Source organism: Streptomyces sp. AgN23, assembly GCF_001598115.1.
In the GTDB taxonomy this organism is placed as follows: domain Bacteria; phylum Actinomycetota; class Actinomycetes; order Streptomycetales; family Streptomycetaceae; genus Streptomyces; species Streptomyces antimycoticus.
Genome location: NZ_CP007153.1, coordinates 7788818 through 7814573 on the forward strand (window position 1 = coordinate 7788818; position 25756 = coordinate 7814573).

The window sequence follows — 25756 nt, forward strand, 5'->3', positions numbered from 1 at the left end:
GGGTCAGCTCACGGCCCGGCTCGTGGCCCCGGGCACGTCCTCCAGGCCCCAGCTGTACACCCAGCGCGGATGGATCCGGATGACCTCGTCGCTCAACTGGGCGCCGAGGTCATGCGGCCCCACGCGCCGCTCCGCCTCCCCGCGGATCTCCACCCCGCACACCAGCCACGGCCGCTCGCTCACCAGGCTGTCGACGACCAGCGCCACCTTCGGATGCGTCCCGGTGTTGCGCCACTTCTTCGTCCTGCCCATGGCCAGGCCACCGATGTCGAGGGTGCCGTCCTCGTTGAGGAAGAACGCCACCGGGTTCGCCTGCGGCTGGCCGTCCGCGTCCACGGTGGCCAGCCGGCCGATCCGCTGCGATCTGAGGTAGCCGGCCTCGGGTTCCGTGAAAACAGTCATGTGATCACTGTCGCGCGCCCGCGACCGGTGCGCATGAGACGCCGGACCGGCACCACCCGCGCCAAGAGCGTTCGACCGAATCACCGATTCGGGTGGCTGCGCACGGTAACTCGACGCCACGATGACCCTGAGACGGTGATACGGAACGAGAGCGAGTTGCGATGAACCAGGCCAGGGACGAGTACGACGTCATCGTGCTGGGCGCGGGCCCGATCGGCGAGAACGTGGCCGACCGGACCCGCGCGGCCGGGCTCTCCACGGCGATCGTGGAGCGTGAGCTGGTCGGCGGTGAGTGTTCGTACTGGGCCTGCGTCCCCAGTAAGGCGCTGCTGCGCCCGGTGCTCGCCCGGGCCGAGGCACGCCAGGTGCCGGGGCTGCGGCAGGCGGTCGGCGGAGCGCTGTCGGCGGCCGATGTCTTCGCCCACCGCGACAAGCAGGTCGGCGACTGGAAGGACGACGGTGCGCTCCCCTGGCTGGAGTCGGCCGGAATCGACTTGGTGCGCGGCCACGGGCGGCTGGCCGGGCCGCAGCGGGTCGCGGTGACGTCGCCGGACGGATCCGGCGACGAGCGGATCCTCACCGCCCGGCACGCCGTGGCCGTCTGCACCGGAACCCGGGCCTCGCTGCCCCACCTGCCCGGGATCGCCGACGTCCACCCCTGGACCAGCCGGGAGGCCACCAGTTCCTCCACGGTGCCGGAGCGGCTGATCATCGTGGGCGGCGGGGTGGTGGCCTGCGAGATGGCCACGGCCTGGAACGGCCTCGGCTCGCGCGTCACCATGCTGGTGCGCGGCTCCGGGCTGCTGAAGCGGATCGAGCCGTTCGCGGGCGAGCTGGTGGCCGAGACGCTGAGGGAGGCCGGGGCCGAGGTCCGTAGCGGTACGTCGGTGAAGAGTCTCGCCCGGCCGGGCGGGGCGGACGGACCGGTCACGGTCACCCTGGAGAGCGGGGAACGGCTCGAGGCGGACGAGGTGCTGTTCGCCACCGGGCGTACCCCGCACACCGATGACCTGGGCCTGGAGACGGTGGGCCTCGAATCGGGCGGCTGGCTGACGGTCGACGAGACCTGCCGGGTGCGGGACGTACCGGGCGGCTGGCTGTACGGGGTGGGTGACGTCAACCACCAGGCGCTCCTCACCCACCAGGGCAAATACCAGGCGAGGATCGCGGGCGCGGCCATCGGGGCACGCGCGCGGGGCGTCACGCGGCTGGACACGGACCGCTGGGGCGAATACGCGATCACCGCGGACGAGGCGGCCGTACCGCAGGTCGTCTTCACCGACCCGGAGGTCGCCGCGGTCGGGCTGACCGCGGAGCAGGCCGAGGCCGAGGGCCGCAGCATCCGCGTCGTCGACGTCGACATGGGCCAGGTCGAGGGCGCGGTGCTGTACGCGGACGGCTACCGCGGCCAGGCCCGTATGGTCGTCGACCTGGACCGGGGTCATCCGATCGGCGTCACCTTCGTGGGTCCCGGGGTCAGCGAACTGCTCCACTCGGCGACGATCGCCATTGCGGGCGAGGTCCCCATCGGGCGGCTGTGGCATGCGGTGCCGTCGTTCCCCACGATCAGCGAGGTCTGGCTGCGGCTCCTGGAGGCGTACCGGGGCTGAGGGGCCGTGGGGGCGTGAGGCCGGGGCTGAGCGCCCTGCCCCGGCCCCACGCTTCCTGGTGCTTCCGGGGCTCCGCCCGGCGGCCTCAGGGGTGCGTCCCGAAGGGCTTGAGCGGGTCTTGGGCGGGCCTCGTGCCGGTCATCGCGTGGTGTTCCCGTGGAGCCTCCCTGTGGACAATGTGGGGATGAGCCAGCAGGGCGACCGACGCCGTCATGAGGACGACTGGTGGGGCGAGTTGTACGACCCACGGCGTGCCGACGCGGGGCCCGCCGCGGCCTCGGACTCCGTGGACGACCGGTTCGATTCGGCCTCCCGCACGCTCTCCGGCGCCGGGGACGCCGGCGACCAGAGACCGGCCGCGGGCGCCCCCTGGGGCCCACGGACGGGGGAACCGGGCGACGCCGCCCCGGGCCCTGACGCCGACCCGGGAGGTGGCCCGCAGGGGTGGCGATCTCCCGCCGGCGAGGGGCCCGGTGCCGCATCGCCTCTCCGGGGAGGGGCGCGGCCTGGCGCCGGGTTGCCTTCCCAGGGCCGTGCGGGCTCCGGGGCAGCAGAGGGCCGCGCGGGGGCCGGTGCCTCACAGGGTGACGCGGGTTCAGGGAGCGCACCGGGACGCACCGGTTCAGGGGACGGGCCCGGACGCGCGGGCCCGGGGAAGGCACCCGGACGCTCCGGCCCGGGAGGCGCGGCCGACCGCACCGGTTCAGGGGACGCGCCCGGACGGTCCGGTCCGGGGAGCGCGCCCGGAGGTGCGGGGGCTTCGGTCCCCTCGCCGCCCTCGCCGCCCTCGCCGCCCTCGCCGCCCTCGCCGCCCTCGCCGTCCCCGCCGCCTCCACGTGACGCCCGGCCGCCCGCTCCGCCCCGGACCACCACCAACCTGCATGCCGACCCCTCCCGGCCCTGGCGGGCCTCCGCGGCCTCGTACGTCGGCGACGAGCCGCCCACGTACGAGGCCGAGCCGACCACGCTTCCCGTCGTCGACCCCGAGGAGCTCCGGGACCTGGTCCCCGACACCGTGCTGGAGGGCGCCCGTTACGGCACGCTGACGCTCCGGGCGGCCTCGCTGCGCGGCGGCTCGGCCCGCTATCGAGGCGAGCCGCGGCGGGACGCGCTGCTCGCGGTGCGGTTCGGGTTCGGGGACAGTGCCCTCGTCCTGGTGGCCGTGGCGAGCGGGCAGCCCGCGGCCCCGGGGGCGCACCGGGTGGCACGCGAGCTGTGCGAGTGGATCGCCGCGGCGGTCGGCGGCAATCAGGCCCGGCTGACGGAGGACATCCACACCGCCAACCGCGGCGCGCTCAGCTCCGGGCTGCACCGGCTCACCGACCGTGCCTACGGGCGGCTGCGCGCCGGCGCGACCGTACGCGGCCTCGCTCCCGCCGACCACACCGCGTCGGTGCGCTGTCTGCTGCTCCCGGCGCATCCGGCCTGCCGGACCCGGGTGTTCTTCGGCGTCGGCGACGGCGGGCTGTTCCGGCTGCGGGACGGCGTCTGGCAGGACCTGGAACCGGCCGGGGGCGAGCGGGACACCGCGGGCGGCCCCGTCCTCGGCTACGGCGGCGGCCGCCCACCCGCCCAGCAGCCACCTCAACCACCGCAACCGCCGTATGAGCAGGCCGATCCCGCGTCCGCCGCACCCTCCGCGCCCGACCCCGACCCCGACTCCGATCCCACCCCCGACCCCGGCTCCGATCCCGCCCGCGCCCACGGCCCCTTCCGTTTCCGCGCCTCCGTCGCCCGACCGGGCGACACCCTTCTGCTGTGCAGCGCGGGCCTCGCCGAACCCCTGCGCGGCGAGGCAGCCTTCGCCGACCGCTTGGCCGAACGCTGGGACACGGCGGAGGCGCCGGGCCTCGCCGCGTTCCTCGCCGATGCCCAGACCGGGGTGAAGGGCTACGCCGACGACCGTACGGCGGCCGCCGTCTGGGAGGCGTAAGCGCGCCGTCCATGGGTTGATGGACGAAAGGTGACCGGACGAGCGTCACCGATCCCGCCGACCCGGGACGAGAGGGATGAGGGCGCGCGATGGCCAAGCAGACCGTGGCGGAGCAATACGTGGACATCTTGGTGCGCGCCGGCGTGCGGCGGATGTACGGGGTGGTCGGCGACAGCCTCAACCCCGTGGTGGACGCGATCCGCCGCAACGCCGCGATCGACTGGATCCAGGTGCGGCACGAGGAGACCGCCGCCTTCGCCGCCGGTGCCGAGGCGCAGCTCACCGGGTCCCTCGCCGCCTGTGCGGGCTCCTGCGGCCCCGGGCACGTCCATCTGCTCAACGGGCTCTACGACGCCCACCGCTCCATGGCCCCGGTGATCGCGCTCGCCTCGCACATCCCCAGCAGCGAGATCGGCACCAGCTACTTCCAGGAGACCCACCCCGAGCGGCTGTTCCAGGAGTGCAGCCACTACTGCGAGCTGATCTCCCACCCCCAGCAGATGCCGCGTGTGCTGCAGACCGCCGTTCAGCACGCGATCGGCCGCAGCGGGGTCAGCGTGGTCGCCCTCCCCGGCGACATCGCCGCCCGCCCGGCGCCCGAGCGCGCCGAGGAGCACGCCCTGGTGACGTCCCGGCCCACCGTGCGCCCGGGCGACGCGGAGATCGACCGGCTCGCCCGTATGGTCAACGAGGCGCAGCGGGTGACGCTCTTCTGCGGCCGGGGCTGTGCCGGGGCGCACGATGAGGTGATGGCCTTCGCCGAACTGGTGAAGGCACCGGTGGGGCACGCCCTGCGCGGCAAGGAGTGGATCCAGTACGACAACCCGTACGACGTCGGCATGAGCGGTCTGCTCGGCTACGGCGCGGCGTACGAGGCCACCCACGAATGCGATCTGCTGATCCTGCTGGGCACCGACTTCCCGTACGGTGCCTTCCTGCCCGCCGATGTGCGGACCGTGCAGGTGGACGTCCGCCCCGAACATCTGGGCCGCCGCTCCAAGCTGGACCTGGCCGTCTGGGGCGACGTCCGCGAGACGCTGGGCTGTCTGACGCCGAAGGTGCGCCCGAAGACCGACCGCCGCTTCCTGGACCGGATGCTGAAGAAGCACGCCGACGCGCTGGAGGGCGTGGTCAAGGCGTACACCCGCCGGGTGGACAAGCACATCCCGATCCATCCGGAGTTCGTGGCCTCGGTGCTGGACGAGGAGGCCGCCGACGACGCGATCTTCACCGTGGACACCGGGATGTGCAACGTCTGGGCCGCGCGCTATCTGTCCCCCAACGGGCGCCGCCGGGTGATCGGCTCCTTCACCCACGGCTCGATGGCCAACGCGCTGCCGCAGGCGATCGGCGCCCAGTTCCTGGACCGCCGCCGCCAGGTGGTCTCGATGTCGGGCGACGGCGGATTCACAATGCTGATGGGCGACTTCCTCACCCTGGTCCAGTACGACCTGCCGGTGAAGGTGATCCTCTTCAACAACTCGGCGCTGGGTATGGTCGAGTTGGAGATGCTGGTCTCGGGCCTGCCCGCGTACGGCACCGGCTACCACAACCCCGACTTCGCCCAGATCGCCCGCGCCACCGGGGCGTACGGCGAACGGGTGGAGAAGCCCAAGCACCTGCGGTCCGCGCTGCGCGCCGCACTGCGCCACAAGGGGCCCGCGCTGCTGGACATCGTCACGGACCCCAACGCGCTGTCCATCCCACCCAAGATCAAGGCGGAGATGGTGACCGGCTTCGCGCTCTCGGCCAGCAAGATGGTGCTGGAAGGGGGCGTCGGCAGGATGGTCCAGATGGCCCGCTCGAACCTCCGCAACGTGCCGCGTCCCTGACCAGCTCCAGCCTCCGGGGTGCGAACTTCCAGGCCGTGGGCCGGGCGGGCGGTCAGTAGCTCACTGACCGCCCGCCCGGCCCCGGCGTCAGCCCCTCACCGCACCGGCCGCAGCCGCAGCGTCAGGATCTGATGCGGGCGCAGGGCCAGGGTCAGCCCGCCCGGACCCGTGGCCGCCTCGTGCAGCGGACGCTCCAGCAGATCCGTCACATCCGCCCCGAGCACCGGGAAACCGGTGACCAGCGTGCCCGCCGCCCGGCCGCCGTGGGACTCGTACAGCCGCACCACCACATCGCCGCTGCGGTCCTCGGCGAGCTTGACCGACTCGACCGTGATCGCGGGGTTGTCCACCGACACCAGCGGTGCCCGCTCGGCCGGTCCGGCGGGCAGGGTGCGCAGCGGCAGGTTGAGGGCGAGCCCCTCGGCGACCGCCTCGGCGACGCCCGCGCCCGGCAGCAGGGCGTAGCGGAAGCGGTGGACGCCCAGGTCGGTCTCCGGGTCGGGGCTGTGCGGGGCGCGCAGCAGGGTGAGCCGTACGGTGGTGCCCAGCACCTCGCCCTCGTCCGTGTCGTGCGCCGTGCGGGTCACATCGTGGCCGTACGTCGAGTCGTTGAGCACCGCCGCCCCGTAGCCGGGCTCGGCGACCCGCAGCCAGCGGTGCGCGCAGATCTCGAACCGGGCCGCGTCCCAGCTGGTGTTGGTGTGGGTGGCGCGGTCCACATGGCCGAACTGGATCTCCGCGGTGGACACCTGGGCGTGGATGTCCAGCGGGAACGCCGCCTTGAGGACCTTCTCGGACTCCTGCCAGTCCACCTCCGTGGCGATGTCCAGGCGCCGGTCGCCCGCGGCCAGCGTCAGCTCCTGGGTGATGCGCGAGGTGCCGAAGGACCGTATGACCCGGACCGTGGCGCGCAGCGGACCGGCCTCGATCAGCTCGACGGACTCGGCGTCGGTCAGATCGGTGTGGCTGCGGCGGTAGTGCCGGTCGATGTCCCAGGCGTCCCAGTGGTTGGGGTGGTCGGGGTGGAGCTGGAGGAGGTTGCCGCGGGCGCCAGGGGCCAGCACCTCACGGCTCGCGTCCAGGTCCAGCACCGAGGTGAGCAGCCCCTCGGCGTCGATGGTCACCCGCAGCCGGTCGTTGTCGAGGACGATGGACCGACCGTCGCTCAGCGCGGTCACCGGCGGTGCCCCATGGGGTGCGCCGCCGGCGGCGGCAGGCGCCTGAGGGGCTGCGCCCAGCGGTGCCGCGCCCAGCCCGGCGACCCGCACCGCGACCGCCGTACGGCCGTCGCCCAGCGGCTGGACCGGGGCCCCGGACGGCAGGGCGGCCGCCGTCCGCGCGTCCAGGACGGCGATCTCCTCGCGCTCGTACGGCGAGGCGTTGAGCACGGCGGGCGCGTCGCCGCCCAGCGCCGCCACCGCCTGCGCGACGATCCCTTCCAGCTCGGCGCGGGCCTGCTCATAGCTGTCCCGCGCCTCGCGGTGCACCCAGGCGATCGACGAGCCGGGCAGGATGTCGTGGAACTGGTGCAGCAGCACCGTCTTCCAGAGCCGGTCCAGGTCGTCGTACGGATAGGCGTAGCCGGGCGCGTGCAGCGCGGCGGCCGTGGCCCACAGCTCGGCCTCCCGCAGCAGATGCTCACTGCGCCGGTTGCCCTGCTTGGTCTTGGCCTGGGTGGTGTACGTGGCCCGGTGCAGCTCCAGATACAGCTCGCCCGACCACACCGGCGCCTTGGCCCCGTACTCCCGCTCGGCCTCGGTGAAGAACGCCGAAGGTGGCTGGATCTCGACGGTCGGCGAGCCCTCCAGGGAGGCGAGCCGCCGCGCCTTCTCCATCATCTCGCGGGTCGGGCCGCCACCGCCGTCGCCGTAGCCGAAGGGCACCAGCGAGCGCGTCGCCAGCCCCTTGTCGGCGAAGTTCCGCTCGGCGTGGGCGAGTTCGGAGGCGCTGAACTGGGCGTTGTAGGTGTCCACCGGCGGGAAGTGGGTGAAGACCCGGGTGCCGTCGATGCCCTCCCACCAGAAGGTGTGGTGCGGCATCTTGTTGACCTGGTTCCACGACAGCTTCTGGGTGAGGAACCACTTCACCCCCGCCAGCTTGGCGAGCTGCGGGAAGGCGGCCGTGTAGCCGAAGGAGTCCGGCAGCCAGATCTCCTCGGTGTCCACCCCCAGCTCCTCCAGGAAGAACCGCTTGCCGTGCACGATCTGCCGGGCCAGCGCCTCGCCGCCGGGCATATTGGCGTCCGACTCGACCCACATCGAGCCCACCGGCGCCCAGGTGCCGTCCGCCACCGCCTTCTTGATCCGCTCCCAGATATGCGGCTGGTGTTCCTTGACCCAGGCGTACTGCTGCGCCTGCGAGCAGGCGAAGACCAGCTCCGGATACTCGCCCGCGAGGGCGGTGACATTGGCGAAGGTGCGGGACGCCTTGCGCACCGTCTCGCGCAGCGGCCACAGCCACGCCGAGTCGATATGGGCGTGCCCGGCCGCCGAGACCCGGTGCGCGCTGGAGTGCGCGGGACGGCTGAGCGCGTCGGTCAGCTCGGCGCGGGCGGCGGCCGCGGTGCCGGGGACATCGTGCAGATCGAGCGCGTCCAGCGCGTTCTCCAGGGCGCGCAGGATCTCATGGCGGCGCGGCCGGTCCGCCGGCAGCTCGCGCATCAGCTCCGAGAGGACCTCGATGTCCAGGATCAGATGCCAGACGGTCTCGTCGAGGACGGCCAGCTCCGCCGAGGCGAAGCGGTACAGCGGCTCGTCCCCCGCGGTCAGCACATCGCCGAGCCGGGTCGGGATGAAGCCGTCGCGCAGCACGGACGGGTTGGCCGCCGCCTCCAGCAGCAGCCGTACGGGCTCGCCGCCGGCCGCGGGGGCCGCGACCGGGATATGGCGGTTGCGCGGATGGATGCCCTTGATCGGCACGCCCTCCGCGTCGTACACCAGCCCCTCGGCCTGGAACCCCGGGGCGTCGTCGGTGAAGCCCGGGTCGATGACGGCCTCCACCCGCCGCCCCGCCCACTCCGGGGGCACGCTGCCCTCCAGCCGGAACCACCAGGTCGACCACGGACTGCCCCAGTCCGTGCCGGTGGTGAACGGCTCGTAGGTGCCGCTCAGCGCCTCCGCGACCGGCACCGGCTCCCCGGGGGTGCGCCACGCGGAGAGGGTCAGCGGCACCCGGGCCGTGTACTGGGCGGGCCTGATGAACTGGCGCAGCGCGCGGTCCAGGCGGCCCTCCACCAATGGTCGGTCGTCGTGCATCACGGCTCCTCGGCTCGAGCTCGGTGGATCACTCAGCGGATCACTCCCAGCATTTCCCTCGGTGTGTGGATGCCAACACCCGGGCATGCATTTCCGTGAGCGCGTTCGACGACATTCGACGCTGGCCGCCGCCTCGGGGCGGCCGGGGCGGGGGAGGATGAAGCGTCAGCCTGTACGGCCGGCCCGGATGCCCGGGCACGGTCGGCCGGATGCGAGGCCGAAGGCCGCGGAGGCCGCGGAGGCTGTTCCGGTGGAGTACGGCCCGGTCCTGACCAAACGATTGGCGCACGACGATCTCGCGGTGGTGGCGCAGGTCCGAGCGGAGCTGCGGGAGATGCTGCGGCACTGGGGCGGGCCCGGCCGGGCCGATCTCGCCGAGCTGCTCACCAGCGAGCTGGTGACCAACGCGCTGGTGCACACCGGCCGTGGCGCACAGATCACGGCCTCGCTGGGGGACGGACCGGGCGCGCGCGTCACCGGACGATTACGGGTGGAGGTGCGGGATTTCGTGTCCCGGCACCCGACGCTGCGCGACCGGCCCGCGGAGGACAGCACATCCGGGCGCGGACTGCTGCTGGTGCATACGCTCGCGGACGCCTGGGGCGTGCGAGCGCACGGGGTGGGCAAGGTCTTGTGGTTCGAACTCGAAGCGGAAGGCGTTCCGTAGCCGCGCTCCGCGGCGCGTTGGGCGTGCGGCGCGTTGGGGGCGCGCGGCGTGTGGCGCGTTGCGCGTGTGGTTACGGAGCCGCCGAGCGGCGGGCGGGGACCCGCGTCCCCGCCCCGGCCGCCCGCTCAGCCGAAGGCGCGCTCGATCTGCGCCAGCTTCTCCTCGAGGGAGTCCAGCCGCGGGATCGTGAGCGTGTCGTCCTCGGCCGTGAGGTCGATGGTGTGGGGACGGTCGGCCTCGGAGTCCTTGTCCTTCTCACCGAAGCCGAAGCTGAAATCCCGTTCGCGGTCCCTGTTCCGGTCGCGGTCCAGGTCGCCGAGTCCGGCCTCGGCGCCACCCGCGGACCGCAGGGCGGGCCGGGCGGAGGCGGCGGACAGCTGACCCTGGTCCGGGGCCCCGGCGGTCTCCAGCACCTTGTCGCCTATGGCAGGCTCCGAACTGAGCTGTGCGGGCTGCGCGGTGGCGGCGGTGACCTCCACCTGACGGCCGCCGCGACGGCCCCACATCCGGTGCTGCCGGTTGATCGCCCGGATCCGGGCCCGGTCCAGCTTCTCCTGGTCGCGCCGGCGGGCGCGGTTGTTCTCCTTCTCGCGCCGGTCCTCGCGGACCTCCTCGACCGCCTCGTCCAGCGTCCGCACGCCCTCGAGCAGCATCAGCGACCATGCGGCGAAGGTCTCGCGCGGAGCGCGCAGCCAGCGGACGACGCGGATCTGCGGCAGCGGCCGGGGCACCAGGCCCTGCTCGCGCAGTGCCGCCCGGCGGGTCTGCTTCAGGGCCCGGTCGAAGAGGACCGCCGCCGAGAGCGACATGCCCGCGAAGAACTGCGGGGCGCCCGCGTGGCCCATGCCGCGCGGTGCGTGCACCCAGTTGAACCAGGCCGCCGCACCCGCGAACAGCCACACCAGCATGCGCGAGCCGAGCGCCGCGTCACCGTGGCTGGCCTCCCGCACCGCCAGCACCGAGCAGAACATCGCCGCGCCGTCGAGACCGAACGGCACCAGGTACTCCCAGCCGTTGGTCAGCGCCAGGTTTTCCCGGCCGAAGCCCACCAGGCCCTGGAAGGAGAGCGCTGCGGCCACCCCGGCGCAGCAGAACAGCAGGACATAGGCGGCCATCCCGTAGATGGCCTCCTTACGGCGCCGACGCTCTTCGCTGCGCTCCCAGGAGTCGGTGATGACGCTCTCGTCCTTCTTCCGTCGGCCGCGCGCGAGGACAACCGCCGCCCCCACGACGCCGGCGAGCGCCACGACGACTGGCAGAACCAGCGATATGTCGGTCAGTCTCATCCGGTGCCCCTTGATTGGCTTCCATGAAGTTCCGGCCGCAGTGCGGCCTACCGCGCGCGACATCCTGGCGGAGTCCTGCCGGGCCTCGAGCGGTTTTGGGACAAGAGGCCGCCAAGTAGGCGGGGGGACACGCGAATAGGTGCGATGCGATCCGAACACCTGCGCTGTGCAAGCGGCTTGATTCTATTCACGGAACCCGATCGCGGGTAATCCGACCAATCGGCTTGCCGAGGGCGTACTGTCCGTGTACGAGGCGTAACGTTACTGCCACCTTAAATGATGTTTACGGGCTTTGCCCGGGCGCGGCCTCCGCATATCGTTCGACGGGATGTCAGGAGGACCGGAGTGGAGCAGTCCGAAGCACAGGTGGCAATGGAGCCGCCGCCCTCCTGCGGCGTGCCCGCGGCACGGAGGTCTCCGCGCCGCCACTCGGTGCGCGGCCAGATCCTGGACGCCCTGCGGGAGGCGCTGGCCGGCGGTGAGCTGATCCCGGGCGAGGTGTACTCGGCCCCGGTCCTCGCCGAGCGCTTCGGCGTCTCTCCCACCCCCGTACGGGAGGCCATGCAGCAGCTCGCCGGCGAGGGCGCCGTCGAGGTGGTGCCCAACCGGGGCTTCCGGGTCTCCCGCCGCAGCGAGCGCGATCTGGCCGAGCTCGCCGAGGTGCGGGCGCTGCTGGAGGTCCCGGTGATGCTCAGCCTGGCGGAGGCGATAGCGCCCGAGCGCTGGGCCGGGCTGCGGCCCTTCGCGGAGGCGACGGCGGCGGCCGCCATGAGGGGTGACCGGGCCGCCTACCTGGAGTCGGACCGCACCTTCCACCAGACCGTGCTCGGACTGGCCGGAAATCAGCAGCTCGTGATCGTCGCCGATGACCTGCACCGCCGCGCCCAGTGGCCGCTGGCCTGCGGCCGGGCGACCCGCACCGCCGACCTCGTCGCCGACGCGGAGGAGCACATGGCCCTCCTCGACGCCCTGGCCGCCCGCGACCTCGACACGGTCGAGTCCCTCACCCGCGCCCACTTCGTCCCGACGGTCTGAGGGCTGTGGGGGCGCGGGCCCCCCTATCCCGGCCCGGGCCCGCCCTGCCCCCGCCGGGCCGCCCGCCCCGGGCCGCATGCCCCCGGGACGGCCGGTGCGGGTGTCAGTCGGTGGTGTCCGCGGGGGTCAGCTGTTCCGCGAGCCAGACGGGGACGCCGCCCAGGAGGCGGACCAGGCGGGCCGCCTCGGTGCGCAGGCGGGTGGCCTCGTCGGGGTCGGGTTCGACATCGGCCAGGGCGGCCAGGGCCGGGGCGATGCCGACCAGGTAGCCCAGCTCCTCACGGATCCGCAGCGATTCGGCGAAGCCGTGGCGCGCTTCGGCCAGTTCGCCGTCCGCCTCCGCCATGGCGGCCAGATGGCGCCAGGTGAACGAGCGCAGCAGGGTGTCACCGTGGGCCGCCGCGCCCGCGTGGGCGCGCTGGAAGGCGGCCAGGGCGCCGGTCGGATTGTGGGCGAGGTGCTGGGAGATCAGCCCGCGCCGGAAGTCCAGCAACGGCCGGATCGGGGAGCCCGGTGAGAGCAGCGCGGCGGCGCGGCCGAGCGCGGTCCGCGCCTCGTCGGCTCGGTCCCGCACCCCGACCAGGGTGGACGCGTACGCCAGATAGCCGCGTTCGCACGCGGTCGCGCCCCGCTCGGTGTCGGTGAGCGCGAGCGCCTCCGCCGCCCGCAGGGCGTCATCGGCCGCGTCCCAGCCCGCGGAGGTGTACATGCACCGTTCGATCAGGACGGCGCTGCGCTTGAGCGCGGCGCCGGCGTCGTTCACCGCATACGGGGTGAGCAGTTCGGCGGCGTCCTTCCAGCAGCCGCGCGAACGCAGCCGCCATACCGCCGTGTCGAGTGGGTCGTCCACAAGCGGGTCGAGCCCGCGCCCCGCCGGTACCTCGGAATGAGGATCGGACGATCCAGGTGGTGACATGGCGGTGTCCGCCACATTGCCCTCCCCAAGCGCGCCATCGAGCCGGAAGCCGTGGGCGAATCTCAGCATGAATGCGCGCGCCCGGCCAAGAGGTTGGTGTGAATCAATTCACAAACCCCTGGCAAGAGTGATGGCGCGTTGTCACGCGCCCGGGCGTGTCCCCGGGCCGCGACCACGCCGCGCCGGGCGTCAGCTCATGCGCAGCGCGAGGAAGAAGTCCAGCTTGTCCTCCAGGCGCGACAGTTCGCGCCCGGTCAGCTGTTCGATCCGGCCGATCCGGTAGCGCAGCGTGTTGACGTGCAGATGCAGCCGGGAGGCGCAGCGCGTCCAGGAGCCGTCGCAGTCCAGGAACGCCTCCAGGGTCGGGATCAGCTCGGCCCGGTGGCGCCGGTCGTACTCGCGCAGCGGGTCCAGCAGCCGGGCGGTGAAGGCGCGCCGCACATCGTCCGGGACGAAGGGGAGCAGCAGTACGTGCGAGGCCAGTTCCTGATGGCCGGCCGCGCAGACCCGCCCGGGGCGTGCGGCGGCGACGCGCCGGGCGTGCCGGGCTTCCTCCAGGGCGCCGCGCAGCCCGTCGGCGGAGTGGACGGCGGCGCTGAGGCCGAGGGTCAGCCGGCCGTCGCCGTCCAGACCGCGGGAGAGCGGCTCCTGGACGGCGGCGAGCAGCGCGTCGGCCTGCAGCCCGTCCGCGGTGTGGGCCATGCCGCCCTCCGGCGGGCCGTCGGTGAGCGCCGGGAGGGGGACGAGTGCCACCGCCTCGTCGCCGGTGTGGGCCACGGCGATCCGGTCCGAGAGCTCCGGCCCGGGCGCGGCCGGGTCGACCAGGATCTCCTCCAGCAGCGACTGGGCCACCCGGGCGCCGAGGACGGCCCCGCCGTCCCGTCTGAAGCCCGCTCGCGCGGCGCCGTCCCGCACCCCGCCCTCCGGGCCCTGCTCCGCCGCCGCGCTGACGCCCCACTCCACCTTGGCCACCACCACCTGCCAGTGCGGCGCCGTGCCGAGCCCCGGCAGCAGCACCGGCGCGGCCACCCGCAGCCGGGCCGCGATCTCGGCGGGCGGCGCGCCCGTCTGGACCAGCTCCAGCACCTCCTGGGCGAGCCTGCGCCGCACGGTGCGCGACGCGTTCCGCCGGTCGCGCTCGACGGCGATCAGCTGGGTGACCCCATAGAGCAGATCCAGCCGTTCCTCCGGCCATTCGTCGGCGTCCGCGCCGACCACCAGCAGCCAGTCGGACAGCACGGTCTCGCGCACCTCTTCGTCCGTGTCCCCGCTGTGGATGGGGAAGAGGGAGTACGTCATGCCGTCCGCGGCGGTCATCCGGTGCGGGCCGCGCCGCCCGTCGCGCCGGGCGGCCAGATGCTCGCCCGCCAGCTGGGCGCGGACCGCCGCGGGCGGCTCCGCGGCCGCTCCGGCGGCGGTGGGCCCGGCGATCCGGCGGCCGGTGGGGGAGAGCACCCACGCGGTCAGGTCCAGGTCCGAGCGGAGCAGGTCCAGGGCCACCTCGGGGCCGCCGCCCGCGGGCCCGGACGTCATCAGCCGGCGGTGCCGGTCGACGACCGCCGCCAGATCCCCGGCCCGCTCGCCGGAGACCTGGCGCACCACATGCTCGGTGATGGTGGCGAACGCGACGTCCTCGACCACGGAGAACAGCGGCAGCCGATGCTGCCCGCAGGCCAGCACCAGATCCTCGGGCACGGCGCCCAGCTCCGCCTCGCCCGCCGCCAGCCCCGCCACCCCGGCGGCCGCGAGGATGCGGACGAACCGCTCGGAGTCCTCCGGCTCACGCCGCCAGGCGAGCCCGGTCAGCACGAGTTCACCGCCCGAGAGATAGCGGCTGGGGTCGCGCAGATCGGTGGTCATCACGCCGCGCACGGTACGGTCCAGCTCGCCCTCGCCGCCGAGCAGGCGCAGGCCCAGGGTGTCGTTCTCCAGCAGTGCGCGCAGCCGCATGGGATGCCAGCCGATCTTGTTCCGTGTTGCCGGTCGAATACCGCGAGGTTTCGGGTCCCCGCCGTTCGTTCGAATCTACAAGACCCGCCCCCTGGCCAGCCAATTGCTTCATGTCTTCGGTGACTGCACCATGTGGCCCACACCTCGGTCTACTGGCGTTGAGTCGCGTGCAGAGTTCTGGGAGGGGGCTCCCGCCTGCCGACGGCGACGCCGACGATTCGAGAAGAGAGACCCATGGACTTCCTGCGCCCCGCCGGCTGGGAGGAGGCGCTCGCCGCGAAGGCCGAGCACCCCACCGCCGTGCCCATCGCGGGCGGCACCGATGTGATGGTCGAGATCAACTTCGATCACCGGCGGCCCGAGTATCTGCTCGATCTGACCCGCGTCGCCGAACTGGCCGAGTGGGAGGCCACCGACCGTACGATCCGGCTGGGCGCGGGCGTCCCGTACACCCGGATCATCGAGGAACTGCGGACCGAGCTGCCGGGGCTGGCGCTCGCCGCGCACACCGTCGGCTCACCACAGATCCGCAACCGCGGCACGGTCGGCGGCAACCTCGGCGCCGCCTCACCCGCCGGGGACGCGCATCCCGCGCTGCTGGCGGCCGGGGCCGAGGTGGAGGCGGCGTCGGTGCGCGGCACCCGGCGCATCCCCGTCGAGGAGTTCTTCACCGGGGTCAAGCGGCATGCGCTGGAGCCCGATGAGCTGATCCGGGCGGTGCACATCCAGAAGGCGGACGGTCCGCAGCAGTTCTCCAAGGTCGGCACGCGGAACGCCATGGTGATCGCGGTCTGCGCCTTCGCCGTCGCGCTCCATCCGCGCACCCGCACCGTGCGCACCGGCATCGGATCGGCCGCGCCCACGCCCGTACGGGCCCGAGAGGCCGAGGAGTTCCTGGGCGCGGCGCTCGAGGAGGGCGGCTTCTGGGACAGCGGCGCACCCCTCGACCCGTCGACCGCCCGGCGGTTCGCCGAGCTGTGCGCCGGGGCGTGCCGCCCGATCGACGACGTACGCGGCAGCGCCGCCTACCGCCGCCACGCGGTGGGGGTCATGGCGCGCCGCACGCTCGGCTGGACCTGGGAGGCGTATCGCGAGGGCGACGGGAGGACCGCACAGTGCGCGTGAACATCACGGTCAACGGACGGCCGTACGAGGCCGATGACGTCTGGGAGGGCGAGTCCCTGCTGTACGTGCTGCGCGAGCGGATGGGGCTTCCCGGTTCGAAGAACGCCTGTGAGCAGGGTGAATGCGGTTCCTGCACGGTGCGCCTCGACGGGGTGCCGGTATGCGCCTGTCTGGTGGCGGCGGGGCAGGCCGAGGGCCGCGAGGTGGTCACCGTCGAGGGACTCGCGGACCACGCCCGGCAGCGGTCCGCGCATGCCGCCGAGGCGGCTGGAGCCGTCTGCCCCGGTGAGCCCGAGGAGGGTCACCCCGGCGAGCCTGGGGCGGCCCACTCCGTGGGGCCCGATGCGGACGCTCCCGTGGGCCCTGGTGCGGCCCGCCACGTGGGGCCCGGAGCCCGCCCCGCGGAGCCCGAGACAGCCCACCTGGGGAAGCCCGAGGCCGGCCACCCCGTAGGGCCCGAGGCCGTCCCTCCCCGGCCGCCCGGGCCATCCCGCCCCGAGCCATCCCGCCCCGGGCACGTTGCCCCGCTGGCCCCCGTCCAGCAGGCGTTCATCGACGCCGGCGCCGTCCAGTGCGGCTTCTGCACCCCCGGACTGCTCGTGGCCGCCGATGAGCTGCTGGAGCGCACCCCCGACCCCTCCGACGCCGATATCCGCGAGGCGCTCTCCGGCAACCTCTGCCGCTGCACCGGCTACGAGAAGATCCTCGACGCGGTCCGGCTCGCGGCCGCCCGCACCGGGAAGGCGGTCTGACCATGGCAGCCGACCGCACCGCCAGCGCCCCCGCCGCCTTCACCCAGACCACCGGCGCCACCAGGGGGACGATCGGCGAGTCCACCCCGCGCCCCGACGGCACCCTCAAGGTGACCGGCGAGTTCGCGTACTCCTCGGATCTGTGGCACGAGGACATGCTGTGGGGCTTCGCCCTCCGCAGCCCGCACGCCCACGCCGCGATCAGGTCCATCGACACCGCCGCGGCGCTCGCCCTGCCCGGGGTGTACGCCGTCATGACCCATGACGACCTGCCCGCCGAGACCCACTACGGCCTGGAGATCCGCGACCAGCCCGTGCTCGCGAAGGACCGGGTCCGCTATCACGGCGAGCCCGTCGCGATCGTCGCCGCCGACCACCCAGAGACCGCCCGCCGCGCCGCCGCCCGGATCGCGGTGGAGTACGAGGAGCTGCCGCTGGTCGTCGACGAGGCCACCGCCACCGCACCGGGCGCGCCGCTGCTCCACCCAGGCCGCCGGGACCACCACGCCGCCCACGCCCCGCACCCGAACGTCGTGCACCGCCAGCCCGTCCTGCGCGGCGATGTCGCCGCCGCCCGGGCCCGCGCCGATGTGGTGGTCCGCCGGGACTACGAGGTGGGCATGCAGGACCAGGCGTTCCTCGGCCCGGAGTCGGGGCTCGCGGTGCCCGCCGAGGACGGCGGGGTGGACCTCTACATCGCCACTCAGTGGCTGCATGTCGACCGCGATCAGCTCGCCCCGGTCCTCGGGCTGCCCGCCGGCAAGGTGCGGCTGACGCTGTCGGGGGTGGGCGGGGCGTTCGGCGCGCGCGAGGACCTGTCCATGCAGGCACACGCCTGTCTGCTGGCGCTGCGCACCGGAAAGCCTGTCAAGATCGTCTACAACCGGTACGAATCCTTCTTCGGCCATGTCCACCGCCACCCTGCCAAGCTCACCTACGAACACGGCGCGAGCCGCGACGGCACGCTGCTCTACGTCCAGTGCCGCATCGTCCTGGACGGCGGGGCGTACGCCTCCTCCTCCCCGGCGGTCGTCGGCAACGCCGCCTCCCTGTCGATCGGCCCCTACGTCGTCGAGAACGTCGACGTCGAGGCCATCGCGCTCTACTCCAACAACCCGCCCTGCGGGGCGATGCGCGGCTTCGGCGCCGTCCAGGCGTGCTTCGCCTACGAGGCGCAGATGGACGCGGTGGCGGCCGAACTCAACCTGGACCCGGTGGAGTTCCGGCAGCGCAACGCCATGTCCCAGGGCGTCACCATGCCCACAGGACAGCTCGTCGACTCCCCGGCCCCGGTCGCCGAGCTGCTGCGCCGGGTCAAGGCGCTGCCGATGCCGCCCGAGCGCGCCTGGGAGGCGGCGGGCGGCCCCGTGGACGTACGGGCCCTGCCGGGCGGACTGTCCAACACCACCCACGGCGAGGCCGTGGTGCGCGGGGTGGGCTATGCGGTCGGGATCAAGAACGTCGGCTTCTCCGAGGGCTTCGACGACTACTCCACGGCCCGGATCCGGCTGGAAGTGATCGGTGGCGAGCCGGTCGCCCTGGTGCACACCGCGATGGCCGAGGTCGGCCAGGGCGGCGTCACCGTGCACGCCCAGATCGCCCGCACCGAGCTGGGCGTCGACCGGATCACCATCCACCCGGCCGACACCCGGGTCGGCTCGGCCGGCTCCACCTCCGCCTCCCGCCAGACGTATATGACGGGCGGCGCCGTCAAGCACACCTGCGAGGCGGTCCGCGAGGAGGTGCTGCGGCGCGGCCGAGAGCGGTTCGGCGACTCCCACCCCGCCTGGGCGGAGCCCGCCCGGCTGCGGCTGGCGGACGGCAAGGTGGTCACCGACGGCGGCGAGGTGATCGGCGATCTCGCCGGGATCCTGGGCGATGAGGCGATCGATCTGGAGCGGGAGTTCCGGCACCGGCCGACCGAGCCGTTCGATCTCCGCACCGGCCAGGGCTTCGGCCATGTGCAGTACTCCTTCTGCGCCCATCGCGCGGTCGTCGAGGTCGACACCGAGCTGGGGCTGGTCAAGGTGGTCGAGCTGGCGGCCGCGCAGGACGTGGGCAAGGCGATCAACCCGCTGTCGGTGGTCGGACAGATCCAGGGCGGTTCGACGCAGGGCCTCGGGCTCGCCGTGATGGAGGAGATCGTCGTCTCGGCGGACGGGGCGCGGGTGCGCAATCCGTCCTTCACGGACTATCTGATCCCCACCATCCTGGACACCCCCGCCATGCCGGTGGACGTGCTGGAGCTGGCCGACGACAACGCCCCGTACGGGCTGCGCGGCGTCGGCGAGGCGCCCACGCTCTCCTCGACCCCGGCCGTCGTCGCCGCCATCCGCGCGGCCACGGGCCTGCCCCTGAAGCGCGTGCCCGTGCGCCCGGAGCACCTGACGGGCACCTGAGGGCAGATATCGGGAGCCGAGTGCGTTGTTCCGGATACCGATGCGCCGCGTACCGATGCGCCGCCCAAGGAGCTGATCACCATGCTGGACATCGCCGCCGAGCTGCACCGCTGGTGCGAGGAGGGCCGGGACTTCGCCGTTGCCACCGTGGTCTCCGTGGGCGGCAGCGCGCCCCGCCAACCCGGGGCCGCCCTCGCCGTGGACGCCGAGGGCACGGCGGTCGGCAGCGTGTCCGGTGGCTGTGTCGAGGGCGCGGTGTACGAGCTGTGCCAGGAGGCGCTGAGCACCGGCGAGACCGTACGGGAGACCTTCGGCTACTCCGACGAGGACGCCTTCGCGGTCGGCCTGACCTGCGGCGGAGTCATCGATGTCCTGGTCACCCCGGTCCCGGCGGCCGATCGCCGGGTGCGTCCCGTCCTCGCCGCCGCCGCGTCCGCCGCCGCCGACGGCCGGACGACGGCGCTGGCCCGGATCGTGGACGGCCCGCCCGAGCTGCTGGGCGGCGCCCTGCTCGTCCGCCCGGACGGCGGCTGGGACGGCACCCTGGGCGGCCACCCCGAGCTGGACCGCACGGCGGCCGCGGAGGCCCGCGCCCTGCTGGACGCCGGGCGCACCGCGACCGTGGTCATCGGCGCCGAGGGAAGCCGCTGCGGGCAGCCCGTCACCCTGCTCGCCGAGGCCAGCGTGGAGCCGCCGCGCATGATCGTCTTCGGGGCGGTGGACTTCGCGGGCTCGCTCGTGCGGATAGGGAAGTTCCTGAACTACCACGTCACGGTCTGCGACGCCCGTCCGGTCTTCGCGACCGCGCTGCGCTTCCCGGACGCCGACGAGGTGGTCGTCGACTGGCCGCACCGCTATCTGGAGAAGACCGAGGTGGACGCCCGCACGGTGCTGTGCGTGCTCACCCATGACGCGAAGTTCGATGTGCCGCTGCTGGAGCGGGCGCTGCGGCTGCCCGTGGCGTACGTCGGCGCGATGGGCTCCGCCCGCACCCACCGGGACCGGCTGCGGCGGCTGCGCGAGGCCGGGGTGGGCGAGCCGGAGCTGGCCCTGCTGCGCTCCCCGATCGGCCTCGACCTCGGCGCCCGTACGCCCGAGGAGACCGCGCTGTCCATCGCCGGCGAGATCGTCGCCAACCGTCGGGGCGGCAGCGGAACGCCGCTGACGGGTGCCCGGACCCCGATCCACCACGACACCCGGGCGGCCTCGGACCGGATCGGCTCCGTCGCCTGAGGACACCTCGGCATCACCTGACATCACCTGACATCGGATCAGATCACAGAAGGATCGTCTGACATAAGGCCACTCCTGAGCGGGAAAAACCCTCCGCCACCTGGCGGAGGGTTCTCTTGCCGGGCGCCGGTTTCTGAGTGAGAGTCAGAAATCGACCTTGGTCCTGCCGCCCCCCTGGAGTGCGCACGTGCGTAAGAGACGCAAGATTCTCACCGTGTCGACGGCCGTCGTGGCCGCGGCCACCCTGCCCCTGCTGATCAGCCCCGTGGTGAGCGCGGCCGCGCGGGAGGACGACGACGATTCCTCCCGCACCGCCCGCCTCTACGCCCCGCCCCCCGACCGGGACTCCTACCGCCAGGTGGCCCGCCTCGCCTGGCGGGGTGACTTCCGCGACTCCGCCGGGCTCCTCGCCATGGTGCGGACGCCGCAGGCGGTCTGGTACGGGGACGAGAGCCCGGAACGGGTCGAGGCGCTGGTCCGCAGGACGACGCGGAGCGCCGACATGCAGGGGAGGCTGCCGGTTCTCGCGCTCTACAACATCCCGGGCCGTGACTGCGGCAGCTACTCGAGCGGGGGAGCGGACGGCCTCGCCGCGTACGAGGCGTGGATCGACGCCGTCGCCGAAGGCATTGGCGACCGTAAGGTGCTGATCGTCCTCGAACCCGATTCGCTGTCGCTGCTGCCCTCCGACTGTGCCGACGAATCGAACGCCGATCAGACGGCCGCCGAGCAGCAGCCCACCGCCGAGCAGCCCGCCGAGGAGCAACTCGCCGCCGGGCAACAGACGGCCGTCGAGCAACAGCCCGCCGTCGAGCAGCCGCCCACCGATCTGCCCCCGCTGCCCGACCCCGGCGCGTCCACGTCCCCACCCGCCGCATCGGCCGCCCAGGACGCCGCGCAGTCCCCGGACGCGCAGTCCCCGGACCCGCGGCTCCCCGCCTCCGAGGACCCGGCGCCCAAGCCCGCCGAGGCCCAGGAGCCCTCCGGCCTTGAGCCCTCCGCATCCCAGACCCCCGCCCCCGAGCCCTCCGCCGAGCAGCCCGGCACCCTCCCCGAGCTGCCCCCGCTCCCCACACCCGACCCCGTGACCCCCGACCCCGTGACCCCCGACCCCGTGACCCCCGACGCCGAGGACGTGGGCGACCTGGACACCCCGGTGGTCGAGGACCCGGAGACCGCCGCCCGTTACTCCGAGATCAACTACGCGGTCGACGCCCTCACCGCGCTCGGCAACACGTCGGTGTACCTGGACGCGGGCCACGCCGGCTGGCACTCCGTCAGCAGCATCGTGCCCCGGCTCATCAAGGCCGGGATCGACCGCGCCACCGGCTTCGCCCTCAACGTCTCCCACTACCAGACCGACCCCGACAGCGCCTGGTACGGCCGGCTGATCTCCTCCTGCCTCGCCTATGCCGACGAGGGCGGGGACCCCGAGGACTGCGCCGACCAGAGCTGGTCACGGCGGCACGCCCGCCGCTGGCTGCACGCCCACGTACCGGACGAACCGGGCCGTATGAAGCACTTCGTCACCGACACCAGCCGCAACGGCCAGGGCCCCTGGGCCCCCAGGGCCGGGGCGCACCTCGACGCGCAGTCGTGGTGCAACCCGCCGGCGCGGGGCCTGGGCCGGCGCCCCACCACCCGCACGGGCGATGCGCTGCTGGACGCCGCGCTGTGGGTGAAGACGCCGGGCGAGTCGGACGGGCGGTGCCTGCGCGGCACCGACGGGCCCCTGGACCCGGTGCGCGGGACCGTCAATCCCGACGCGGGGGAGTGGTTCCCCGAACAGGCGCTGGAACTGGTGCGCTACGCGGAACCGTCGGTCGAGGTCTTCCGCCGGACCCACGGCCGCTGACGCTCCGCGGTCAGCCCGCCGGGTTGTGCCGGACGAGGGCGTCGACCAGGCCGGAGGCGGTGTTCGGGAAGTCCATCGGAACGATCCCGAGCCCGGTCCAGCCCTGTGCCTCGGCGCCCTCCAGGAACGACTTCACCTGCGGGTTGAGCCGGTCCGCGTTGGAGCGGGGCGGCAGCAGGGCGGCGGTGGAGACATAGTTGATGAAGAGCTTGCCGGGCTGGGCCGCCGCCTTGCGGAACTGCGCCTTGATTTTCGGGTACTTGCCGAACGGCTCCGCCATGTAGTCGTCCTGGATGTCGAAGAGCCCCCCGTCGCCGTACCGCACCCCCGGCATGTTGTCCGAGTCGGCGAGCAGCACCACCCTGCCCCGGGCCTGGCCCAGGGTGGGGAGGGTGGTGTCCAGGCGGAACAGCGAGCGCCAGCCCTTGTCGTCCAGGTAGGTGTCGAAGATCCGGCGGAACTCCGCGGCACTTTCCTCCGAGTACTCCTGCTTGACCCGCATCAGCACGGTCTCCGACGGATGCGCGGAGAGGAAGGAGCGGCAGGCGCCGAGCACATCATCGAAGTTGAGGTTCTGGTAGAAGGCGCCGTGGTGGATGGGGAAGGCGTTCTCGAAGGCGCGGCAGCGGACGTCCAGGAAACGGATGCCGCTGCTGAGCTGGTCGGCGATGGTGGTGTTCTGGCACTCGGTCCACGGGCCGCCGAAGCGGGCGCCGGAGTCGTGGGTGCCGGGCAGGGTCAGCCGCTGGACCGGGGTGGCGTCGGCGATGGCCGACAGCCAGTCCTCGGCGGCCGACAGCAGGGGCGGCGCGGCGGCCGTGGCCGTCGCGGTACCGCCGACGGCGGTGACCAGCCCCGCGGTGGACAGCGCGGCCGCGCCCCTGAGGAACCCTCGCCGGTCCATACGCGTACTCCCGTCGCTCGCCTGCCCGTGCCGTGCCGGACGGCATCGAAGCACAAACGAGGGGGAGGGGCTATGGACAGCGGCTGAATCAGCGATTCAATCGAGGAATTCCCTTGAATCGCCGATCCAGCCGGAGAGTTGGGGCGCCGTCAGAGCCAGCCGCGGCGCTTGAAGATGACATACAGGCTGACGCAGACCACCGCCATCAGCACGATCGCGAACGGATATCCCCACACCCAGTCCAGCTCGGGCATATGGGTGAAGTTCATCCCGTAAATGGTGCCGACCAGCGTGGGCGCGAACAGGATCGCCGCCCATGCGGAGATCTTCTTGACCTCCTCGTTCTGCTCGAAACCCGCCTCGGCCAGCGCCCGCATCTCGGCGTTCTGCTGCTGGGTCACCAGGGTGGCGTTGACCGCGAGGATGTCGGTGAGGGCCGAGCGGAAGCCGTCCACGCGCTCGCTGGTGTGGGTGACGTGGTCGGCGACGTCACGCAGATAACGCTGCAGTTCCTCATCGGTGCCGTATTTGTCGAAACCCGCCATCAGGCCGTGCAACATCCCGACCAGCGGGCGGGTGGCGCGCTGGAACTCCACCATCTCGCGGGAGAGTTCATAGATGCGCCGCGACACCTCGGGGTCGCCGCGGAACACCTCGGTCTCGATCTCGTCGATGTCGTTCTGCACCCCCGCCACCACCGGGGCATAGCCGTCCACGACCGCGTCGAGGATCGCGTACAGCACGGCCTCGGGGCCCAGCGCCAGCAGTTCGGGGGTGGACTCCATCCGGGCGCGCACCGCGGACAGGTCCGGGGCGGCGCCGTGCCGGACGGTGATGACGAAGTCGGGGCCCACGAAGACATGCAGCTCGCCGAAGTCGACCTCTTCCGGCGCGTCGAGATAGCGGGCGGCGCGCAGCACCACGAAGAGCGTCTCGCCGTAGCGCTCCAGCTTGGGCCGCTGATGAGCCTCCAGCGCGTCCTCGATGGCCAGCTTGTGCAGATCGAACTCCTCGGCCAGCGAGAGCAGCTCCGCCTCGCTCGGCCGGTACAGCCCGATCCAGGCCATCGCGCCGGTCTCCTCGCGCAGCCGCCGGTAGGTGGCGGCCAGGGTGCCGGGGGTGCCGACCCGGCGGCCGTCGCGGTACACGGCGGCGTCCACCACGCTGCGCTCGTCCGGCTCGCGCGGGGTTCCCTCGGCGGCGGTGGTCCGCTGCTCGTCGCGCGGTGGGCCCGGGGGCGCCGGGGCGGGGCGCGGGGCGGCATCGGCCCGGTTCGCCCCGCCGGGGCGCAGCCAGGGGTACCGCCTCGTGGGGCGGGGGGTGCGGCGGCGCTCGGACATAGCGGGTCCTTTACGGATAGCGGGCTCGGGCTCGGACGGGCGCCGCCTCCGGGCCGAGCCGGGCAGTGCGCTCAGCGCGTCCGGGCCGCAGCGGCGCCTCGCGGCACACGACTGGGAGGCTCACTGTCCATGGACCTCACCTCCCGTCGCGAGCACTGACCTCGGTGCAGGATATCGCCCTATATGGCCGTGGTGCGTCCCGGGGGAGCGGCGGGCGAGGCAATACTTGCCCCAGATCAAGCGTTTTCCGCGGAGGTACCCGGAGGTACCCGGAGAGGTCGCCCCGGGGCCCACCGGCGCCCGCACCCGCCGCCTGCTACGGCAAAAGCCCCGCACGGCGGGCCTCGACCACCGCGTGGAGACGGGTATGGGCCCCCAACTTCCGCATGGACGAGCGCAAATAGCTCTTGACCGTCTCCGGCCGCAACCCCAGCCGCTCCGCCGCCGTCGAATTCGTCGCCCCCGAGGCCACACACGCCAGCACATCCACCTCGCGCGGCGACAGCTCCACCCTGGTCCCCCCGTTCCGGTGCTCCCGCTGCCTGCCGCGCCCCGACGAGGCCCTGGCCAGCCGAGAGCAGGCGGTGAGTATCTCCTCGCGCAGCTGGGGGTCGGGCACCCGGTGCGCCAGGGCCCGCAGATCGCCGTGGGCCTCGCGCACCTCCTCCCACACCGCGGGATCGGTCTCCTCCGCCGACGGCTCCCACTGCGGTCCCGGCGGCTGCCCACGGCGCTGGCGCGCCTCCGTCAGCAGCCGCCGCGCCTCCTCCCGCACCGCCAGCTCCTGCGCCAGTTCGCTCTCCAGTACGCGTTCCAGCTCGCGCGCCGACTCCACGGCCGCGGTCAGCGCCCGGTCGCCGAGCAGCAGCGGCTGGCGCAGCGCGCCGTACAGCACCCCGCGCACCCGCCCGCGCACCACCACCGGCACCGCGAGCATCGAGCGCAGCCCCTCCGCGCCCACCGCCGCGTCGTACTCATGACTGATCGCCCGTGAGGCGGGGTAGTCCGCCACCGAGATCGGCCGGGACATGGTGAGGACCTTGCCGCCGAGGCCGTTGCCGGGTGTGATGGCCAGACCCCGCAGGGAGTTGGTCGTGGTGCCGGTGAGTTCCGAGATCCGGAACTGCCGTGACCCCGAGAACAGCCCGCCGAACGCGACGGGCAGCCCACCACGCCGGCGCATCCGCTGCAGCGTGTTCCGTATGTCGACGGCCCCGTCCGATCCCGTCACGGCCACCTCCCGCATCCAGCGCCACCCCCGTC

Annotated in this window: 18 protein-coding genes; 10 read left to right on the forward strand and 8 right to left on the reverse strand. The window is 73.3% G+C overall.

Features of this window, described 5'->3' with window-relative positions; genetic code table 11:
* Positions 1-3 precede the first annotated feature (3 nt).
* Positions 4-402, reverse strand: coding sequence for a PPOX class F420-dependent oxidoreductase (locus AS97_RS33835; protein ID WP_059141775.1), 399 nt, complete (start codon positions 400-402; stop codon positions 4-6).
* 161 nt (positions 403-563) lie between these two features.
* On the opposite strand from AS97_RS33835, the gene AS97_RS33840 reads away from it, so the two are divergent.
* From AS97_RS33840 to AS97_RS33850, 3 genes are all read left to right on the forward strand, one after another.
* Positions 564-2012 (forward strand): NAD(P)/FAD-dependent oxidoreductase, encoded by a 1449-nt coding sequence (locus tag AS97_RS33840; RefSeq protein ID WP_210566188.1) that lies wholly within the window; start codon positions 564-566, stop codon positions 2010-2012.
* A gap of 184 nt (positions 2013-2196) precedes the next feature.
* The gene (locus tag AS97_RS33845; protein WP_210566189.1) at positions 2197-3945 is read left to right on the forward strand and encodes a protein phosphatase 2C domain-containing protein; all 1749 of its coding nucleotides are present in this window, start codon (positions 2197-2199) and stop codon (positions 3943-3945) included.
* Between the two features lie 89 nt (positions 3946-4034).
* Entirely contained in the window at positions 4035-5777 is a 1743-nt protein-coding gene (locus tag AS97_RS33850; protein WP_086706050.1) for a pyruvate dehydrogenase, read from the forward strand.
* A 95-nt stretch (positions 5778-5872) separates the two neighbouring features.
* On the opposite strand, the gene AS97_RS33855 is transcribed toward AS97_RS33850, so the two are convergent.
* Positions 5873-9031 (reverse strand): glycoside hydrolase family 38 C-terminal domain-containing protein, encoded by a 3159-nt coding sequence (locus tag AS97_RS33855; RefSeq protein ID WP_125760337.1) that lies wholly within the window; start codon positions 9029-9031, stop codon positions 5873-5875.
* A 250-nt stretch (positions 9032-9281) separates the two neighbouring features.
* Between AS97_RS33855 and AS97_RS33860 the strand changes: the two genes are divergently transcribed.
* Complete coding sequence (locus AS97_RS33860; RefSeq protein WP_059141869.1) at positions 9282-9698, forward strand: ATP-binding protein; 417 nt, start codon at positions 9282-9284, stop codon at positions 9696-9698.
* A 125-nt stretch (positions 9699-9823) separates the two neighbouring features.
* Here the strand turns inward: AS97_RS33860 and AS97_RS33865 are convergent, their stop codons facing one another.
* A complete protein-coding gene (locus tag AS97_RS33865) occupies positions 9824-10984 on the reverse strand; it encodes a DUF2637 domain-containing protein (RefSeq protein ID WP_059141780.1) in 1161 nt (386 codons plus the stop codon).
* Positions 10985-11356: 372 nt separating this feature from the next.
* Between AS97_RS33865 and AS97_RS33870 the strand changes: the two genes are divergently transcribed.
* A complete protein-coding gene (locus AS97_RS33870) occupies positions 11357-12019 on the forward strand; it encodes a GntR family transcriptional regulator (RefSeq protein ID WP_228054182.1) in 663 nt (220 codons plus the stop codon).
* 103 nt (positions 12020-12122) lie between these two features.
* Here the strand turns inward: AS97_RS33870 and AS97_RS33875 are convergent, their stop codons facing one another.
* Positions 12123-13004 carry a hypothetical protein gene (locus AS97_RS33875; RefSeq protein ID WP_185930123.1) on the reverse strand — a complete coding sequence of 294 codons (882 nt, stop codon included), beginning with the start codon at positions 13002-13004 and terminating at the stop codon, positions 12123-12125.
* Between the two features lie 120 nt (positions 13005-13124).
* The gene (locus tag AS97_RS33880; protein ID WP_210566190.1) at positions 13125-14885 is read right to left on the reverse strand and encodes a PucR family transcriptional regulator ligand-binding domain-containing protein; all 1761 of its coding nucleotides are present in this window, start codon (positions 14883-14885) and stop codon (positions 13125-13127) included.
* Positions 14886-15119: 234 nt separating this feature from the next.
* Between AS97_RS33880 and AS97_RS33885 the strand changes: the two genes are divergently transcribed.
* The 5 genes from AS97_RS33885 (at position 15120) to AS97_RS47800 (ending at position 22249) form a co-directional block, all read left to right on the forward strand.
* Positions 15120-16010, forward strand: a complete 891-nt coding sequence (locus AS97_RS33885) for a xanthine dehydrogenase family protein subunit M (protein WP_161559735.1) — start codon at positions 15120-15122, stop codon at positions 16008-16010.
* Positions 16001-16762 (forward strand): (2Fe-2S)-binding protein, encoded by a 762-nt coding sequence (locus AS97_RS33890; protein ID WP_210566191.1) that lies wholly within the window; start codon positions 16001-16003, stop codon positions 16760-16762. The genes AS97_RS33885 and AS97_RS33890 overlap by 10 nt, the downstream gene beginning before the upstream one ends.
* Positions 16763-16764: 2 nt before the next feature.
* Complete coding sequence (pucD, locus tag AS97_RS33895) at positions 16765-19161, forward strand: xanthine dehydrogenase subunit D (protein WP_210566192.1); 2397 nt, start codon at positions 16765-16767, stop codon at positions 19159-19161.
* Between the two features lie 81 nt (positions 19162-19242).
* A complete protein-coding gene (locus tag AS97_RS33900; RefSeq protein WP_059141786.1) occupies positions 19243-20394 on the forward strand; it encodes an XdhC/CoxI family protein in 1152 nt (383 codons plus the stop codon).
* A gap of 187 nt (positions 20395-20581) precedes the next feature.
* Positions 20582-22249 (forward strand): glycoside hydrolase family 6 protein, encoded by a 1668-nt coding sequence (locus AS97_RS47800; RefSeq protein WP_247204571.1) that lies wholly within the window; start codon positions 20582-20584, stop codon positions 22247-22249.
* A 10-nt stretch (positions 22250-22259) separates the two neighbouring features.
* On the opposite strand, the gene AS97_RS33915 is transcribed toward AS97_RS47800, so the two are convergent.
* The 3 genes from AS97_RS33915 to AS97_RS33925 all read right to left on the reverse strand — a co-directional run bounded on the left by AS97_RS33915 (position 22260) and on the right by AS97_RS33925 (position 25739).
* Positions 22260-23153, reverse strand: coding sequence for a phosphatidylinositol-specific phospholipase C (locus tag AS97_RS33915; protein WP_059141788.1), 894 nt, complete (start codon positions 23151-23153; stop codon positions 22260-22262).
* 149 nt (positions 23154-23302) lie between these two features.
* The gene (locus AS97_RS33920) at positions 23303-24493 is read right to left on the reverse strand and encodes a magnesium and cobalt transport protein CorA (protein WP_210566193.1); all 1191 of its coding nucleotides are present in this window, start codon (positions 24491-24493) and stop codon (positions 23303-23305) included.
* Positions 24494-24809: 316 nt separating this feature from the next.
* Complete coding sequence (locus tag AS97_RS33925; protein WP_086711112.1) at positions 24810-25739, reverse strand: helix-turn-helix transcriptional regulator; 930 nt, start codon at positions 25737-25739, stop codon at positions 24810-24812.
* Positions 25740-25756 lie beyond the last annotated feature (17 nt).